Raw genomic sequence first — 15,785 nt, 5'->3', positions numbered from 1 at the left:
GGCCTTGAGGGCCAGGGGGGACCCCCTCCCGCGTTGCCGAAATGCCCTGGTAGCTCCATCCCCGAGCTCTCAGCTTCGTTCGAGCAGGGGAGACCTCGTCCGAGGACATCCCGGCGCCTTGGAATCGCACGCACCAGACCGCGTCCGCTGCCCGATCGAAGGCCACCCGACAGGCTCTGACAGCCCGGCATCGTCCGGGCTCGCGGTCGGAGCGCGGGGAATCACCGGTAGGCTGGTCACATGTCTGAACCGACCGGTGCCGCCCGCCGACGCGGGCCCTTCAAGGTCGGGGACCAGGTCCAGCTCACCGATCCCAAGGGACGCCACTACACCTTCACGCTCGAAGCCGGGAAGAACTTCCACACCCACAAGGGTTCCTTCCCGCACGACGAGCTGATCGGTGCCCCCGAGGGCAGTGTTGTCCGAACCACGGGAAACGTCGCCTACCTCGCGCTGCGCCCCCTGCTCCCCGATTACGTCCTGTCCATGCCCCGCGGCGCCGCCGTGGTCTACCCCAAGGATGCGGGGCAGATCCTGGCCTTCGCCGACATCTTCCCCGGCGCCCGCGTCGTGGAGGCCGGTGTCGGTTCCGGCTCGCTCTCCACCTTCCTGCTGCGCGCCATCGGCGACCAGGGCATGCTGCACTCCTACGAGCGCCGCGAGGACTTCGCCGAGATCGCCCAGCAGAACGTGGAACGCTACTTCGGCGAACCGCACCCCGCCTGGCAGCTCACCGTCGGCGACCTCCAGGACAACCTCTCCGACACCGACGTCGACCGGGTCATCCTCGACATGCTCGCCCCCTGGGAGTGTCTGGAGGCCGTCTCCAAGGCGCTCGTGCCCGGTGGCATCCTGTGCGCGTACGTCGCGACCACCACGCAGCTCGCGCGGACCGTCGAGTCGATCCGCGAGATCGGCTGCTTCGCCGAACCGCAGCCCTGGGAATCGATGATCCGCAACTGGCACGTCGAGGGCCTGGCCGTCCGCCCGGACCACCGCATGATCGGCCACACCGGCTTCCTCGTCACCGCCCGCCGCCTGGCCGACGGTGTGGAGGCCCCGCTGCGCCGCCGCCGCCCCGCCAAGGGTGCCTACGGCGAGGACTACGACGGTCCCGGAAGCCAGAGCGGCTCCTCCCGCGGCTGAGCCGCGCAACGTACCGGCGCCGCCGCCGAGTTCCCGGATCGGTCCGGGAACTCGGCGGCGGCGCCCTTCCGTTGCCCGTACGGGAGGCATGTCCGGGCCGACCCCACCGTTCCGCTGTTCCATGCGGTGTGGCACGATGCTGGCCACCCCGCGCCACCGCGGACGTCCCACCGGCGGCACCGCCCGGCCAGATCCTCGATCCACAGGAACCACAGGAGACATCCCGCGTGCAGACCTCCGAGCTCCCGGACCTCGCGCACACCGACACCAAGCCGCTGCACTGGCTCGCCACCGCGACAGCCATGGCCGCCGTCGTCGCAGCCGCCGGCCTGCTCCAGCCGGACCCCGCGGCCTCCGCCTCGACCCCGCCTCGCACCACCGCGCAGCACGGCACCGCGCCCGTCGCCGCGCCCGATCCGGAGCGGGCGACCTATCCCCTGGAGTGCGCGGGGCTGGGGCACACCGTGGCCAAACAACAGCCCGGCGACCTGGACGGCGACGGCCGGCCCGAGACGGTCGCCGTGGTCCGCTGCGCGGCCGGATCCGGCACCCCGCCCAGTGGCGTCTACGTCCTCACAAGGGGAAGCGGGGCCACACCCCGGGTCGTGGCGACCCTGGTGGACCCCGCCGAGCAGCTGAGCGTCGGCGACTTCGCGGTGCGTGACGGGATCATCTCCGCCACCCTGCTCGGCTACTCCTCGGTCGATGTGCCGCGGTGCTGTCCCGATCAGCAGGAGAAGGTCACCTGGCAATGGCGGGGCGGCGCCTTCGTCCGCGCCACCCGGCCCGCCGCGAGCAGTGCCTGAGCGGTCACAGGGCGTGCTCCGCGGCCCGGAGCCGCGGGATCACGCGGCCTCGGGACCGTACACCTCTACCCTGTCCGAAACGCGACGTACATGGATGCAGTCGCCCGGGCACTCCTTGGCCGAATCGACCACGTCCTGGAGGAGCGGCAGCGGCACCGGTGTCGTCGCGCCCTTGTCCTGCAACAGCTCGTCGTCAGCGCTCTTCACATAGGCCAGCCCGTCGATGTCCAGCTCGAACACCTCGGGTGCGTACTGCACGCAGATACCGTCTCCCGTGCAGAGGTCCTGATCGATCCAGACCTCCAGGTCCTGCGTGTCGCTGCCGGTGGGAGCGTCCTGCTGCACGGTCATTTCTCCTGCCGTTCCCTGCGTTTGTGAACCAAAAGAAGCCAGCCCTGACGGGTGTTGACCGCCTTGACGATACAACCGGCCGCTTTCCGATGTTGAAGGGTGGGTATTCCCCTGACACGAGGGGGAACGCAAGGGTGAAGATCGGACACGCCCCGCAGTCTTTGTGATCTAGGGGTTTCAATCATCACCCACCCAGGTAGGGTCAGGAAGCGTCCAGCTCCCCTTGGAGGAGGTGAGGACCGTGGCAGCCCACGACGACGACATCAACCGCGGCATCCGGCCCGGGCGGGGGTCCGAAGACCCAGCCGGCCAGGTCGCCTATCTTGAGCAGGAAATCGCCGTCCTGCGACGTAAGCTCGCCGACTCTCCGCGCCATACGAGGATTCTCGAAGAGCGGATCATCGAGTTGCAGACCAACCTGGCGGGCGTGTCCGCGCAGAATGAGCGGCTCGCCAACACACTCCGCGAGGCCCGCGACCAGATCGTGGCCCTCAAGGAAGAAGTCGACCGGCTCGCACAGCCGCCGGCCGGATTCGGTGTGTTCTTGCAGGGCAATGAGGACGGCACCTGCGACATCTTCACCGGGGGCCGCAAACTCCGGGTGAATGTCAGCCCCAGTGTCGAGCTCGACGACCTCCGGCGCGGCCAGGAAGTCATGCTCAATGAAGCGCTCAATGTGGTCGACGCCATGGAATTCGAGCGGGCCGGGGACATCGTCACCCTCAAGGAAATCCTCGAGGACGGCGAGCGGGCCCTGGTCATCGGGCACACCGACGAGGAACGGGTGGTGCGGCTCGCAGAGCCGCTGCTGGACATCACCATCCGCCCCGGCGACGCCCTGCTGCTCGAACCCAGGTCCGGCTACGTCTACGAAGTGGTCCCCAAGAGCGAGGTCGAAGAGCTCGTCCTCGAAGAGGTACCGGACATCGACTACGACAAGATCGGCGGTCTGGGCGACCAGATCGAGCTGATCCGGGACGCGGTCGAGCTCCCCTACCTCCACCCCGATCTCTTCAAGGAACACGAACTGCGGCCGCCGAAGGGCATCCTGCTCTACGGCCCGCCCGGCTGCGGCAAGACGCTCATCGCCAAGGCGGTGGCCAACTCCCTTGCCAAGAAGGTCGCCGAGGTCACCGGTCAGCCGGCGGGCAAGAGCTACTTCCTCAACATCAAGGGCCCGGAACTCCTCAACAAGTACGTCGGCGAGACCGAGCGGCACATCCGCCTGGTCTTCCAGCGTGCCCGTGAGAAGGCGAGCGAGGGCACGCCCGTCATCGTCTTCTTCGACGAGATGGAGTCCCTCTTCCGCACCCGGGGATCCGGCGTCAGCTCGGACGTGGAGAACACCATCGTTCCCCAGCTGCTCGCCGAGATCGACGGTGTCGAGGGCCTGGAGAACGTGATCGTCATCGGCGCCTCCAACCGCGAGGACATGATCGACCCCGCGATCCTGCGCCCCGGCCGCCTCGATGTGAAGATCAAGATCGAGCGCCCCGACGCGGAGGCCGCGAAGGACATCTTCGGGAAGTACCTCACGCCCTCGCTGCCCCTGCACGCCGACGACCTCGCGGAGCACACCGGCTCCAAGGAGGCCGCCGCGCACGCCATGATCCAGTCCGTCGTCGAGCGGATGTACACCGAGTCCGAGGAGAACCGCTTCCTCGAGGTCACGTACGCCAACGGTGACAAGGAAGTCCTCTACTTCAAGGACTTCAACTCCGGCGCGATGATCCAGAACATCGTCGACCGGGCCAAGAAGATGGCCATCAAGGCCTTCCTCGACCAGGGCCAGAAGGGCCTTCGCGTCTCCCATCTCCTCCAGGCATGCGTGGACGAGTTCAAGGAGAACGAGGACCTGCCGAACACCACGAACCCGGACGACTGGGCCAGGATCTCCGGCAAGAAGGGCGAGCGGATCGTCTTCATCCGTACGCTCGTCACCGGAAAGCAGGGCGCGGACACCGGTCGCTCCATCGACACGGTGGCGAATACCGGGCAGTACCTGTAGAACGCCGACCGGCTGCGGATGCCCGGCCGGGCATCCGCAGCCGGTCGCTTTCCGGACAGCTCGCGCGACACCGCAGCAATGACGTAATTGATCTCCCCACCACCGCAGAGTCGCTCTAGGCTCTTGCGTACCGCCCGGTCGCGCAGTGCGGGGACGGGCACCGCACACGCACCGGACAAGCAGCGGTACTTGAGCGCCGCTCCCTCAAGGGAGCGCCGCCGGGCAAGGAGGGCCGCATGACCGTACGGCGAGTAATGGGCATCGAGACGGAGTACGGGATCTCCGTCCCCGGCCACCCCAACGCCAATGCCATGCTCACCTCGTCCCAGATCGTCAACGCCTACGCAGCGGCGATGCACCGGGCGCGCCGCGCCCGCTGGGACTTCGAGGAGGAGAACCCGCTGCGGGACGCGCGAGGTTTCGACCTCGCCCGCGAGACCGCGGACTCCAGCCAGCTCACCGACGAGGACATCGGCCTCGCCAATGTCATCCTCACCAATGGGGCCCGCCTCTACGTCGACCACGCGCACCCCGAGTACAGCTCCCCGGAGGTCACCAATCCGCGGGACGCGGTCCTCTGGGACAAGGCCGGCGAGCGGATCATGGCCGAAGCGGCCGACCGCGCCGCCCAGCTTCCCGGCGCCCAGCCGATCCATCTCTACAAGAACAACACCGACAACAAGGGCGCCTCGTACGGCACGCACGAGAACTACCTGATGAAGCGGGAGACCCCCTTCTCCGACATCGTGCGCCATCTGACCCCGTTCTTCGTCTCCCGCCAGGTGGTCACCGGAGCCGGACGCGTGGGAATCGGCCAGGACGGCCATGAGCACGGCTTTCAGATCAGTCAGCGCGCCGACTACTTCGAGGTCGAGGTCGGCCTGGAGACCACCCTCAAGCGCCCCATCATCAACACCCGTGACGAACCGCACTCCGACGCCGAGAAGTACCGCCGGCTCCATGTGATCATCGGCGACGCGAACCTCTCGGAGATCTCCACCTATCTCAAGCTCGGCACCACGGCCCTGGTCCTGTCCATGATCGAGGACGGTTTCATCAACGTCGATCTCGCGGTCGACCAGCCGGTGCGCACCCTGCACCACGTCTCCCACGACCCGACACTGAAGCACCTGATCACGCTGCGCAGCGGCCGTACCCTCACCGCGGTGCAGCTCCAGATGGAGTACTTCGAGCTGGGCCGTAAATACGTCGAGGAACGGTACGGGGCGGACGCCGACGAGCAGACCAAGGACGTCCTGATCCGCTGGGAGGACACCCTCAACCGGCTGGAGAACGATCCGATGAGCCTGTCCGGCGAGCTCGACTGGATCGCCAAGCGAGAGCTCATGGAGGGCTACCGCCGCCGGGACAGCCTGGACTGGGACGCCGCGCGTCTGCACCTGGTGGACCTCCAGTACGCCGACGTGAGGGCCGAGAAGGGCCTGTACAACCGTCTGGCGGCCCGCGGGAAGATGAAGCGCCTGCTGGACGCGGGCGACGTCGAGAAGGCCCGTACGGCCCCTCCGGAGGACACCAGGGCCTATTTCCGTGGCCGCTGCCTGGAGCAGTACGCCGACGACGTGGCCGCGGCCTCCTGGGACTCGGTCATCTTCGATCTGCCGGGCCATGACTCGCTGCAACGGGTGCCCACCCTGGAACCGCTCCGCGGCACCCGCAATCACGTCAAGGACCTCCTCGACCGTTGCCGCACGGCGGAAGAGCTGGTCCAGGTGTTGTCGGGCGGCTGAAACGGCCGTGATCGGGGAATCATCGGGATGACCCCCGGACGTCTGGACAAGTACCGGGCCAATGTCGGACCCCGTGGGTAGGGTCTGATCAAGTGCTTCGAACCGAGCGGGGTGAGCTAGATGGCGACCAAGGACACCGGCGGCGGACAGCAGAAGGCGACGCGCTCCACCGAGGAGGTCGAGGAGCAGGCGCAGGACGCGCAGGCGTCCGACGACCTCAAGGAGCGCCAGGAGAAGCTGAGCGACGATGTCGACTCGGTTCTGGACGAGATCGACGACGTACTCGAAGAGAACGCGGAGGACTTCGTGCGTTCCTTCGTTCAAAAGGGTGGACAGTAGTTCACGAATGTGATCGCGGGGGAGTGGAACGTGCGCGCGGTACGGGCGAGGTCGGCCCGTACCGCGCGGGCACACGCGGGGCCGCAGGCCGTGCGGAGCCGCCCCCGCAGTTCATGTGGATCGCCGCCACGGGACGGGTAGGGTCCGTGGCGTAACCGCATCGACTGCAATTCGGCCATCGGCACGTTGGGAGACGCTCCTGACACCTTGCGCAGGGCCGTCGCTTACCTGGAGGGAAACGCGTGGAAGCCAACACTCGTAGCACCGGGCGTCTACCAGCTGCCTTCCTGACGCCGGGATCCTCTTCGTTCATGGATTTCCTGTCCGGCCATTCTCCCGAGATGCTCCCGGGCAATCGCACCCTGCCGCCCCTGCAGGGGACCATCGAGGCGCCGCACGGGACGACCATCGTCGCGGCGACGTTCCCCGGCGGAGTGGTCCTCGCCGGTGACCGGCGAGCGACCATGGGCAATGTGATCGCGCAACGTGACATCGAGAAGGTCTTCCCGGCCGACGAGTATTCGGCGGTGGGCATCGCCGGCACGGCCGGACTGGCCGTGGAGATGGTCAAGCTCTTCCAGCTGGAGCTGGAGCACTTCGAGAAGGTCGAGGGCGCGCAGCTCTCCCTGGAGGGCAAGGCGAACCGGCTCTCCACGATGATCCGCAGCAATCTGGCGATGGCCATGCAGGGCCTCGCCGTCGTGCCGCTCTTCGCCGGTTTCGACGTCGACCGCGAGAAGGGCCGGATCTTCTCGTACGACGTCACCGGCGGCCGTTCCGAGGAGCTCGGATACGCGGCCACCGGCTCCGGGTCGGTGTTCGCCCGCGGATCGATGAAGAAGCTCTACCGCGGGGACCTGACGGAGCAGCAGGCGCTCACCCTGGTCGTGCAGGCGCTGTACGACGCCGCGGACGACGACTCGGCGACCGGCGGCCCCGATGTGGCCCGGCGGATCTACCCGATCGTCACGGTCATCACCGACGAAGGCTTCCGGAAGCTGGACGAGGTGGAATCCTCCCAGATCGCCCGCTCGATCCTGGAACACCGGATGGAACAGCCCGACGGCCCGCGCGCCGCGCTGCTCTGACCGCCGTTGTGCTGCTTCTTGGATGCTCCAGTCACTGACAGAAAGGGACGGATAACCGGTGTCGACGCCGTTCTATGTCTCACCTCAGCAGGCCATGGCCGACCGGGCGGAATACGCCCGGAAGGGCATCGCCCGTGGTCGCAGCCTGGTCGTGCTGCAGTACGCCGACGGCATTGTGTTCGTCGGCGAGAACCCGTCCCGCGCGCTGCACAAGTTCAGCGAGATCTATGACCGGATCGGTTTCGCCGCCGCCGGCAAGTACAACGAGTACGAGAATCTCCGCATCGGCGGTGTGCGCTACGCCGATCTGCGTGGATACACCTACGACCGTGACGATGTGACGGCCCGTGGGCTGGCCAACGTCTACGCGCAGACGCTGGGCACCATCTTCTCCAGCGCGGCCGAGAAGCCGTACGAGGTGGAGCTGGTGGTCGCCGAGGTGGGGGTCGAACCCGAGGGCGACCAGATCTACCGGCTGCCGCACGACGGCTCCATCGTCGACGAGCACGGCTCGGTCGCGGTCGGCGGGAACGCCGAGCAGATCAGCACCTTCCTGGACCAGCGGCACCGGGACGGGATGACGCTCGCCGAGGCGCTCAAGCTGGCGGTGCAGGCCCTGTCCCGCGATCCCAACGGCAGCGAGCGGGAGATCCCCGCGGAGCGGCTGGAGGTCGCGGTCCTGGACCGTACGAGGCCGCAGAAGCGCAAGTTCAAGCGGATCGTCGGACGCCAGCTGGCGCGGTTGCTGGAGGCGGACGGCGGCTCCGCACCGACGGACGCGCCCTCCGACGTCGAGGGCGGCGAGGGAGCCGAGTCCTCCGGGACGGAGTCCCCTGCGGGCACGACGGATGTCCCCAAGTCCACCGATTCCGGTGGGGACGTGGAGTCGTCCGAGGAGTAGTCGAGCACTGCGCCGGTGCCCCGGTCCGCCCTTCCCGGCGGGCCGGGGCACCGTCATGAGCGCGGGACGTCCGTCGGCGGGGGCGCGGAGGAGCCGCGGGCCACCAGGCGCACCGGCAGGCTGCCGGGCTCGGCGGGGCGGCCGTCCAGGACCGCCAGCAGGGCTGCCATGCCGCGTTCGCCGACCTGCTCGGCGGGCAGCCGCACGGTGGTGAGCTCCGGTTCGACGGCCGTGGCCAGGGCCAGATCGTCGAAGCCGGTGACGGAGAGGTCGTCGGGGACGCGGAGTCCGAGTCTGCGGGCGGCCTTGCAGGCGCCCGCGGCGAGGATGTCGTCGTCGCAGACGATGGCCGTGGGCCGGGGACCGGGGGCGGCGAGTGCCCGCTCCGTCGCCTCCCGGCCCGCGTGCACGTCGAGTGCCGCCGCGACGGTCCGCACACAGGTGCCCGGGGCTGCAGCCAGGGTGTCGCGGAGCGCTCGGCCCCGAACGGCGAAGGTCCAGGAATCGATCGCCGACGCGAGGTGGACGAAGCGGCGGTGGCCGAGCGCGAGCAGATGGTCCGCCATCTGCCGCATGCCGTCGGCGATGTCGAGGTTGACCCGGGCCGCGACCCCGGTGTCGGCCGGGTCGCTGTCGAGCATGACCAGTGGCAGGCCGGCGCCGCGCAGCGCGTCGAGCGCGCCCGCGGCCATGGACGAGGCGATCACCCCGTCGAGGGAGGCGCGCGCTGAGGCGAAGGGGTCCCTGGCCGGCCCGGTGCCCTCGGGGGACGGGTAGAGGACGACCCCGAAGCCGTGCTCGGCGGCGACCGCGGCGGCGCCCGTGTAGACACGCGCGAAGAACTCGTTGGTGAGCGCAGGGACGACCAGGAGTGCGGTCCTGGTGCGGCCGAGCCGGAGATTGCGGGCGGCGAGGTTGGGCTGGTAGCCGAGGCCGCGGGCGGCGTCCCGTACGCGTTCAGCGGTGGCCTCGGAGACTCTTCCACGCCATTTGTCGCCGAGCACGAGGGAGACGGTGGCCTGCGAGACGCCTGCGGCCCGCGCGACATCGCGGCTGGTGGGCCGGGCCGGGGCGGGCTGTGGTGCGCTGGTCACTCGGGCCTCCCGGCCGGTCGGGGGCAGGCGCCGTGCGGTGGACCTGCGGACTGGGCACATGGTACGTATGGACCTCGACGTTATACGTAAAACCTCAGGGTGCTGGAGAGCAGCCGAAGGAGAGGGCGGGACATGGCCGCGGGATATCTGGACATCCTCCGGGCGCGGCATGCCGCCCGGCTGCTGGCGGGGACCCTGGTGGGGCGGCTGCCGAACGCCACCGCGCCGATCGCGATCGTGCTGTTCACCCGCGCCGAGGGCGGCACCTACACCCTCGCCGGCGCGCTCGCGGCCGTGTACGGGCTCGCCACCGCGGTCGGGCAGCCACTGCTGGGCCGCGCGGTGGACCTGTACGGCCAGCCGCGCGTCCAGCTGCCGGCCTCCCTGGCGTCGGCGCTGGGCATGGCCCTGCTGGCCCTGGTGGGCCTGGGGTCGCTGCCGCTGGCCTACGGGGCGGTGATGGTGGCCGGCGTGTTCACCCCGCCGCTGGAGGGCGGCCTGCGGGCCCTGTGGCCGTCCGTCCTCGGCAGCGAGGACCGGGTGCACCGGGCGTACGCGATGGACGCCGTCGCCCAGGAGGTCATGTTCACCGTGGGCCCGCTGCTGGTGACGCTGCTCGTCTCCCTCTGGTCTCCCGCCGCCGCGCTGCTCGTCATCAACGTGATCGGGGTCCTGGGGGCGCTCTCGGTCGTCCTCTGCGAACCCTCACGCGCCTGGCGTTCCGCGCCCCGCGAGGCGCACTGGCTGGGCGCGCTGCGCTCGCCGGGCCTGCTGGCACTGCTCGGCTCGTTCTTCTTCGTCGGGCTCGCGCTCGGTTCGATCACGGTGGCCGGGGTGGCGTACGCCGACGACCACGGCCGGGAGTCGGTGTACGGCTGGCTGATGGCCGCGCTCGGGCTGGGTGCGCTGATCGGCGGTGCGGTGTACGGGGCGCGCCGGTGGGCCGGGGCGCCGGAACGCCGGCTGCGGGCCATCGTCGCACTGCTGGCACTGGGCTATCTGCCGCTGATGCTGACCCCCGGAGTGGTCGCCATGACCGCTCTGGCGGCAGTGTCCGGCGTCTTTCTGGCGCCCGCGATCGCCTGCTCGTTCATCGTGGTCGACCGGCACGCTCCGCGGGGCACGGTGACCGAGGCCTTCTCCTGGCTGGTGACGACGTTCGGGGTGGGCGCGGCGGCGGGAACGGCCGTGGCGGGCCCGGCCGTCGAACTGGGCGGCACGACGTGGAGTTTCGCCGTCGCGGGGGCCGGTGGGGTGGCGGCACTGCTGGTTCTTCTGGCCACGGGAAGGGTCCTCGCAGTTCCCGGACACACGGCTGTTGCCGCACAGATATCGGAAAATGATCGAAACGGTGCTGTCGAACCCGGTTTCAGCTCAGGCCATCAGGCGTAATGTTCAGTCATGGACCGCCGCATTTTCGGGCTGGAGAACGAGTACGGCGTCACGTGCACGTTCAGGGGACAGCGCCGACTGTCCCCTGATGAAGTGGCGCGCTACCTCTTCCGCCGTGTTGTGTCATGGGGCCGCAGCAGCAACGTCTTTCTGCGGAACGGTGCCCGCCTCTACCTCGACGTGGGATCGCATCCGGAATATGCAACCCCCGAATGCGACAACTTGACCGAACTGGTCACCCACGACAAGGCCGGCGAGCGCATTCTCGAAGGCCTGCTCGTCGACGCCGAACGCCGCCTGCACGAGGAGGGAATCGCGGGCGACGTCTACCTCTTCAAGAACAACACCGACTCGGCGGGAAACTCCTACGGCTGTCATGAGAACTATCTCGTGGCCCGGCACGGGGAATTCTCCCGGCTCGCGGACATTCTCATTCCCTTCCTCGTCACGAGGCAGCTGATCTGCGGCGCCGGCAAGGTGCTGCAGACACCTCGGGGCGCCGTCTACTGCGTCAGCCAGCGTGCCGAGCACATCTGGGAGGGCGTCAGCTCCGCGACGACGCGTTCCCGCCCGATCATCAACACACGTGACGAACCGCACGCGGATGCGGAGCGGTACCGCCGCCTCCACGTCATCGTCGGTGACTCCAACATGTCCGAGACGACCATGCTGCTCAAGGTCGGCGCGACGGACCTGGTGCTCCGGATGATCGAGGCGGGCACCGTGATGCGGGATCTGACGCTGGAGAACCCGATCCGGGCGATCCGGGAGGTCAGCCACGACACCACGGGGCAGCGCAAGGTGCGTCTGGCCAGCGGCCGTGAGGCGTCCGCCATCGAGGTGCAGCGCGAGTACTACGAGAAGGCCGTCGACTTCGTCGACCGGCGCGGCATCCGCACCGGCACGGTCGCGCAGGTCCTGGAGCTGTGGGGCCGTACGCTCGACGCGGTCGAGGCCGAGGACCTCGACCGGATCGAGACCGAGATCGACTGGGTCATGAAGTACAAGCTCATCGAGCGGTACCGGGCCAAGCACAACATGACCATGTCGCATCCGCGGGTCGCCCAGATAGACCTCGCGTACCACGACATCCACCGCCGTCGCGGGCTGTACTACCTGCTGGAGCGCAAGGGGCAGGCGGCCCGTGTCTGCAACGACCTGAAGATCTTCGAGGGGAAGTCCGTGCCCCCGCAGACGACCAGGGCGCGGCTGCGCGGGGACTTCATCCGCCGGGCCCAGGAGCAGCGGCGGGACTTCACCGTCGACTGGGTCCATCTCAAGCTCAACGACCAGGCGCAACGCACGGTGTTGTGCAAGGACCCGTTCCGTTCGGTGGACGACCGGGTGGAGAAGCTGATCGCGGGTATGTGAGCCGACGACAGGACGACCTCGGCCTCCGACGCGACGCGGGCCCCGTACGTTCCTCGTACGGGGCCCTGCGTACGCCCTAGAGTGTCGGGGACTCAACCAACTGTGCCGTCTGAGATCTGAGGAACAAGTGCGCCGACTTGCCGGCCTTCTCGTCGTCCCCCTGTTGCTGCTGACAGCGGCTTGTGGGAATGAGAAGGGCTCCGCTTCAGCTTCCGCTTCGGCTTCCGCCGAGTCCGAGAACGGGTTCCCCGCCATTACCGCGGGGGCCAAATTCGGCGAGAAGCCCACGCTGTCCAAGGGGACCGGAAACCCGCCCAAGGAGCTGAAGACCAGAGTCGTCAGCCAGGGGGACGGGGCCACACTCAAGAACGGCGACGCGATCCAGGTCAACTACCTCGGGCAGGCCTGGGACTCCGACAAGCCCTTCGACAACAGTTTCGACCGCAAGCAGCCGTTCGATCTGACCCTCGGCGCCGGCATGGTCATCCAGGGCTGGGACAAGGGTCTCGTCGGCCAGAAGGTCGGCAGCCGGGTCGAGCTGGTCATTCCGCCGGACCTCGGTTACGGGGCGCAGGGCCAGGGCGACATCAAGCCGAACGCCACGCTCGTGTTCGTCGTCGACGTTCTGAAGGCGACGCAGATCCCGGCGTCCGCCAAGGGCTCCGAGGTCGCCCAGGACAATGCCGATCTGCCGAAGGTCGGCACCAACACGGACGGCAAGGCCCCGAAGGTCACCATCCCCACCAAGACCGCCCCGCCGACGAAGCTCGTCTCCAATTACATCCTGGAGTCCAAGGGCGATGTCGTGAAGGACACCGACAGCGTCGTCGTGAACTATGTGGGTCTGCTGTGGAAGGACGGCAAGACGTTCGACAGCACCTACTCCGCCGGCAAGACACAGACCTTCCCGCTCGCCCAGGTCACCCTCAAGGGGCTCAAGAACGGTCTCGTCGGCAAGAAGATCGGCAGCCGGGTGCTCCTCGTCATTCCGCCGGACCAGGGTTTCGGCGACAAGGCGCAGCAGACCATTCCGGCGAAGTCCACCCTGGTCTTCGCCGTGGACATCCTGGCGAAGATGTAAGACTGTCCCGGTTGCCCAGTTCATCATTAAGAGGAGCAAGTCAGTGAGCATCGAGAAGCCCGAGATCGACTTCCCGGGTGGCGAGCCGCCGGCCGACCTGGAGATCAAGGACATCTGGGAAGGCGACGGCGCGGTGGCCGAGGCGGGCGCCACCGTCTCCGTCCACTACGTGGGCGTGGCCTTCTCCACCGGCGAGGAGTTCGACGCCTCCTGGAACCGCGGCGCCCCGCTGCAGTTCCAGCTCGGTGCCGGCCAGGTCATCTCCGGCTGGGACAAGGGCGTGCAGGGCATGAAGGTCGGCGGCCGTCGCCAGCTGACCATCCCCGCGCACCTCGCGTACGGCGACCGCGGCGCCGGTGGCGGCCGTATCGCCCCCGGCGAGACGCTGATCTTCGTCTGCGACCTGGTCGCTGTCTGATCCGCGTCCATACGCCGCCAGGGCCCGTGCCGCAAGGCACGGGCCCTCGCTTTTGCCCGGACCCCGCGTAGCGGTACGGTCGACGGTCGTAGAGCAAAACAGAAAGGGCGTCGATGGCGATTGCCAAGGCCGAGCGGCTGATGAACCTGGCCCTGTGTCTGCTGGGGACCCGGCGCCCGCTGAGCAAGCGCGAACTGCGCGGCTCCATCGAGGCCTATCTGGAAGCGGGCTCCGACGACGCCTTCAACCGGATGTTCGAGCGCGACAAGGACGATCTGCGCGAGCTCGGTCTGGTCATCGAGACCGTGGAGAGCCTGGACGGCGACACGGGCTATCTCGCCCGCCGCGACAGCAATCGGCTGCCCCCGATCACGCTGGACGCCGAGGAGGCCGCCGCGCTGGGACTGGCCGCCAAGGTCTGGCAGCAGGCTCGGCTGGCCGGCGCCGCCAGCGGTGCGCTGCAGAAGCTGCGGGCCGCGGGCATGCCGGAGGCCGAGGACGCCTACGAGGTGCACAGCGCCCTCGAACCCCGTATCCCCGTCCACGAGGCCGCGTTCGAGCCGCTGATGCTGGCCTGCCGGGACCGCCGCCCGGTGACCTTCGACTACCGCAAGGCCAACGCCGCCCGGCCCGAGCAGCGCCAGGTCGAGCCGTGGACGCTGGAGTGCTGGCGCGGCCACTGGTATCTGGCCGGCTGGGACCGGGACCGCGGCGCCGAGCGGGTCTTCCGCCTCTCCCGGATCACCGGCCGGGTCCGCTCCCGGGCCGGCACCTTCACCGCCGAGGTGCCCGACGTCGTGACCGTCCGCGAGACCGTGGAGAGCTGGGCGGGGGAGACGGCGACCCGGACCGCGCTGATCAGGCTGCGGACCGGTGCCGGATACCCGCTGCGCTCGCGCGCCATATCGGTCCGGGAACTCGGAGACGGGTGGGATGAGTTGGAGATTCCGTACGGACACGGTCTGGACGCCTGGCTCGTCGAGTTCGGTCCGGACGTCGTCGTTCGGGAACCCGCCGATCTGCGGGCCGATGTGGTGGACCGGCTGCGCGCCGTGGCCCAGGACTGAGAGGACCCATTCATGGCCACGAACGCGATCGACCAGACCCGCCGGATGCTCTCCCTGGTGACGTATCTGCGCGAGCGCCCCGGTGCCCACGTCCAGGACGTGGCCCGCGCCTTCGGGATCAGCGAGGACGAACTGATCTCGGACCTCGACGTGCTGCCCATGTGCGGTACGAGCTTCCGTGGCGGGGACCTGCTGGACATCGACACCGACGGCGACCGGATCTGGTGGCACAACCCGGACGATGTCGCGGAGCCGCTGCGGCTGGCGGCCGACGAGGCGACGGCGCTCCTGGTCGCCGCACGCGCCGTGGCCACGCTGCCGGGGCTGCGCGAGAGCGACCGGCAGGCGCTGCTGCGGGCCACCGCGAAGCTGGAGACCGCGGCCGGCGAGGTGGGGGCGGCGAGCTCGCGGCTCTCGGTCACCTTCGAGTCCGAGGGCGGTGTCTTCGCCGACGTCGACCGGGCGATCTCGGAGCGGCGTCGGCTCTGGCTGCGCTACTACTCGCCCGCGCGTGATGAACTCACCGAGCGCGAGGTGGACCCGATCCGGCTGTTCGCCGTGGGGCACACGTACATGGAGGCCTGGTGCAGGTCCTCCGAGGACCGGCGGACGTTCCGGCTCGACCGGGTGGCCGAGATCCGGCTGCTGGACGAACCGGCCGCACCGCCCGAGCTCGAACTACGGGATCTGTCCGAAGGGCTCGTCCAGCCGGCGGCCGAGGACCCGGAGGTCGTGGTGGAGGTGGGGCCCGGCGGACGGTGGGTCGCCGAGTACTATCCGCACGACAGCGCCCAGGAACTGCCCGACGGCGGGCTGCGGATCACCCTGCGTACCCCCGACCCGGCCTCGCTGCGCAGACTCGCGCTGCGGCTCGGCGGAGAAGGCCGCATCGTCTCCCCGCCGGAACTGGCACAGAGCGCGCGGAGAGCGGCCCGTGCGGCGCTCGCCGCCTACGACGACCCGGCCTGAGCGGAT

At 69.0% G+C, this 15,785-nt stretch carries 15 protein-coding genes and 1 pseudogene; 14 read left to right on the top strand and 2 right to left on the bottom strand.

Annotated elements, in window-relative coordinates:
- Positions 1-240: 240 nt before the first annotated feature.
- Together ABZ826_RS08860 and ABZ826_RS08855 are read left to right on the top strand one after the other, a co-directional pair.
- Positions 241-1,146 carry a tRNA (adenine-N1)-methyltransferase gene (locus tag ABZ826_RS08860; RefSeq protein WP_093541283.1) on the top strand — a complete coding sequence of 302 codons (906 nt, stop codon included), beginning with the start codon at positions 241-243 and terminating at the stop codon, positions 1,144-1,146.
- Between the two features lie 227 nt (positions 1,147-1,373).
- The gene (locus ABZ826_RS08855) at positions 1,374-1,952 is read left to right on the top strand and encodes a hypothetical protein (protein WP_361444361.1); all 579 of its coding nucleotides are present in this window, start codon (positions 1,374-1,376) and stop codon (positions 1,950-1,952) included.
- A 39-nt stretch (positions 1,953-1,991) separates the two neighbouring features.
- On the opposite strand, the gene ABZ826_RS08850 is transcribed toward ABZ826_RS08855, so the two are convergent.
- Positions 1,992-2,303, bottom strand: a complete 312-nt coding sequence (locus ABZ826_RS08850; RefSeq protein WP_361444358.1) for a ferredoxin — start codon at positions 2,301-2,303, stop codon at positions 1,992-1,994.
- Between the two features lie 241 nt (positions 2,304-2,544).
- Between ABZ826_RS08850 and arc the strand changes: the two genes are divergently transcribed.
- From arc to prcA, 6 genes and pseudogenes are all read left to right on the top strand, one after another.
- Positions 2,545-4,311 (top strand): proteasome ATPase, encoded by a 1,767-nt coding sequence (gene arc, locus ABZ826_RS08845; RefSeq protein WP_361444355.1) that lies wholly within the window; start codon positions 2,545-2,547, stop codon positions 4,309-4,311.
- Positions 4,312-4,547: 236 nt separating this feature from the next.
- Complete coding sequence (dop, locus tag ABZ826_RS08840) at positions 4,548-6,059, top strand: depupylase/deamidase Dop (RefSeq protein ID WP_361444352.1); 1,512 nt, start codon at positions 4,548-4,550, stop codon at positions 6,057-6,059.
- Between the two features lie 120 nt (positions 6,060-6,179).
- A complete protein-coding gene (locus tag ABZ826_RS08835; protein ID WP_108011740.1) occupies positions 6,180-6,398 on the top strand; it encodes a ubiquitin-like protein Pup in 219 nt (72 codons plus the stop codon).
- A 100-nt stretch (positions 6,399-6,498) separates the two neighbouring features.
- A pseudogene (locus tag ABZ826_RS08830) lies at positions 6,499-6,689 on the top strand (endonuclease domain-containing protein); the annotation flags it as partial.
- A complete protein-coding gene (gene prcB, locus ABZ826_RS08825) occupies positions 6,641-7,486 on the top strand; it encodes a proteasome subunit beta (RefSeq protein WP_361444348.1) in 846 nt (281 codons plus the stop codon). The pseudogene ABZ826_RS08830 and the gene prcB, both read left to right, overlap by 49 nt.
- A gap of 58 nt (positions 7,487-7,544) precedes the next feature.
- Positions 7,545-8,387: a proteasome subunit alpha gene (prcA, locus tag ABZ826_RS08820; protein WP_361444345.1), complete on the top strand. Its 843-nt coding sequence runs from the start codon at positions 7,545-7,547 to the stop codon at positions 8,385-8,387.
- A gap of 53 nt (positions 8,388-8,440) precedes the next feature.
- Here prcA and ABZ826_RS08815 read toward each other — a convergent pair whose 3' ends face one another.
- Positions 8,441-9,481 (bottom strand): LacI family DNA-binding transcriptional regulator, encoded by a 1,041-nt coding sequence (locus tag ABZ826_RS08815; RefSeq protein WP_361444342.1) that lies wholly within the window; start codon positions 9,479-9,481, stop codon positions 8,441-8,443.
- Positions 9,482-9,613: 132 nt separating this feature from the next.
- Here ABZ826_RS08815 and ABZ826_RS08810 point away from each other — a divergent pair, with 132 nt between their 5' ends.
- From ABZ826_RS08810 to ABZ826_RS08785, 6 genes are all read left to right on the top strand, one after another.
- Positions 9,614-10,873, top strand: a complete 1,260-nt coding sequence (locus tag ABZ826_RS08810) for an MFS transporter (protein WP_361444339.1) — start codon at positions 9,614-9,616, stop codon at positions 10,871-10,873.
- Positions 10,874-10,882: 9 nt separating this feature from the next.
- Complete coding sequence (pafA, locus tag ABZ826_RS08805) at positions 10,883-12,244, top strand: Pup--protein ligase (RefSeq protein ID WP_093894153.1); 1,362 nt, start codon at positions 10,883-10,885, stop codon at positions 12,242-12,244.
- Positions 12,245-12,371: 127 nt separating this feature from the next.
- Complete coding sequence (locus ABZ826_RS08800; protein ID WP_361444336.1) at positions 12,372-13,325, top strand: FKBP-type peptidyl-prolyl cis-trans isomerase; 954 nt, start codon at positions 12,372-12,374, stop codon at positions 13,323-13,325.
- 43 nt (positions 13,326-13,368) lie between these two features.
- The gene (locus tag ABZ826_RS08795; protein WP_351079199.1) at positions 13,369-13,743 is read left to right on the top strand and encodes an FKBP-type peptidyl-prolyl cis-trans isomerase; all 375 of its coding nucleotides are present in this window, start codon (positions 13,369-13,371) and stop codon (positions 13,741-13,743) included.
- A gap of 113 nt (positions 13,744-13,856) precedes the next feature.
- A complete protein-coding gene (locus tag ABZ826_RS08790) occupies positions 13,857-14,810 on the top strand; it encodes a WYL domain-containing protein (protein ID WP_361444333.1) in 954 nt (317 codons plus the stop codon).
- A 12-nt stretch (positions 14,811-14,822) separates the two neighbouring features.
- Complete coding sequence (locus ABZ826_RS08785) at positions 14,823-15,779, top strand: WYL domain-containing protein (protein WP_351079204.1); 957 nt, start codon at positions 14,823-14,825, stop codon at positions 15,777-15,779.
- Positions 15,780-15,785: the final 6 nt, after the last annotated feature.

Origin of the sequence: Streptomyces sp. NPDC047515 (genome assembly GCF_040643055.1) — a bacterium.
In the GTDB taxonomy this organism is placed as follows: domain Bacteria; phylum Actinomycetota; class Actinomycetes; order Streptomycetales; family Streptomycetaceae; genus Streptomyces.
Note: the sequence above shows the minus strand (reverse complement) of the source record. Positions and strands in the feature narration are given on the sequence as shown.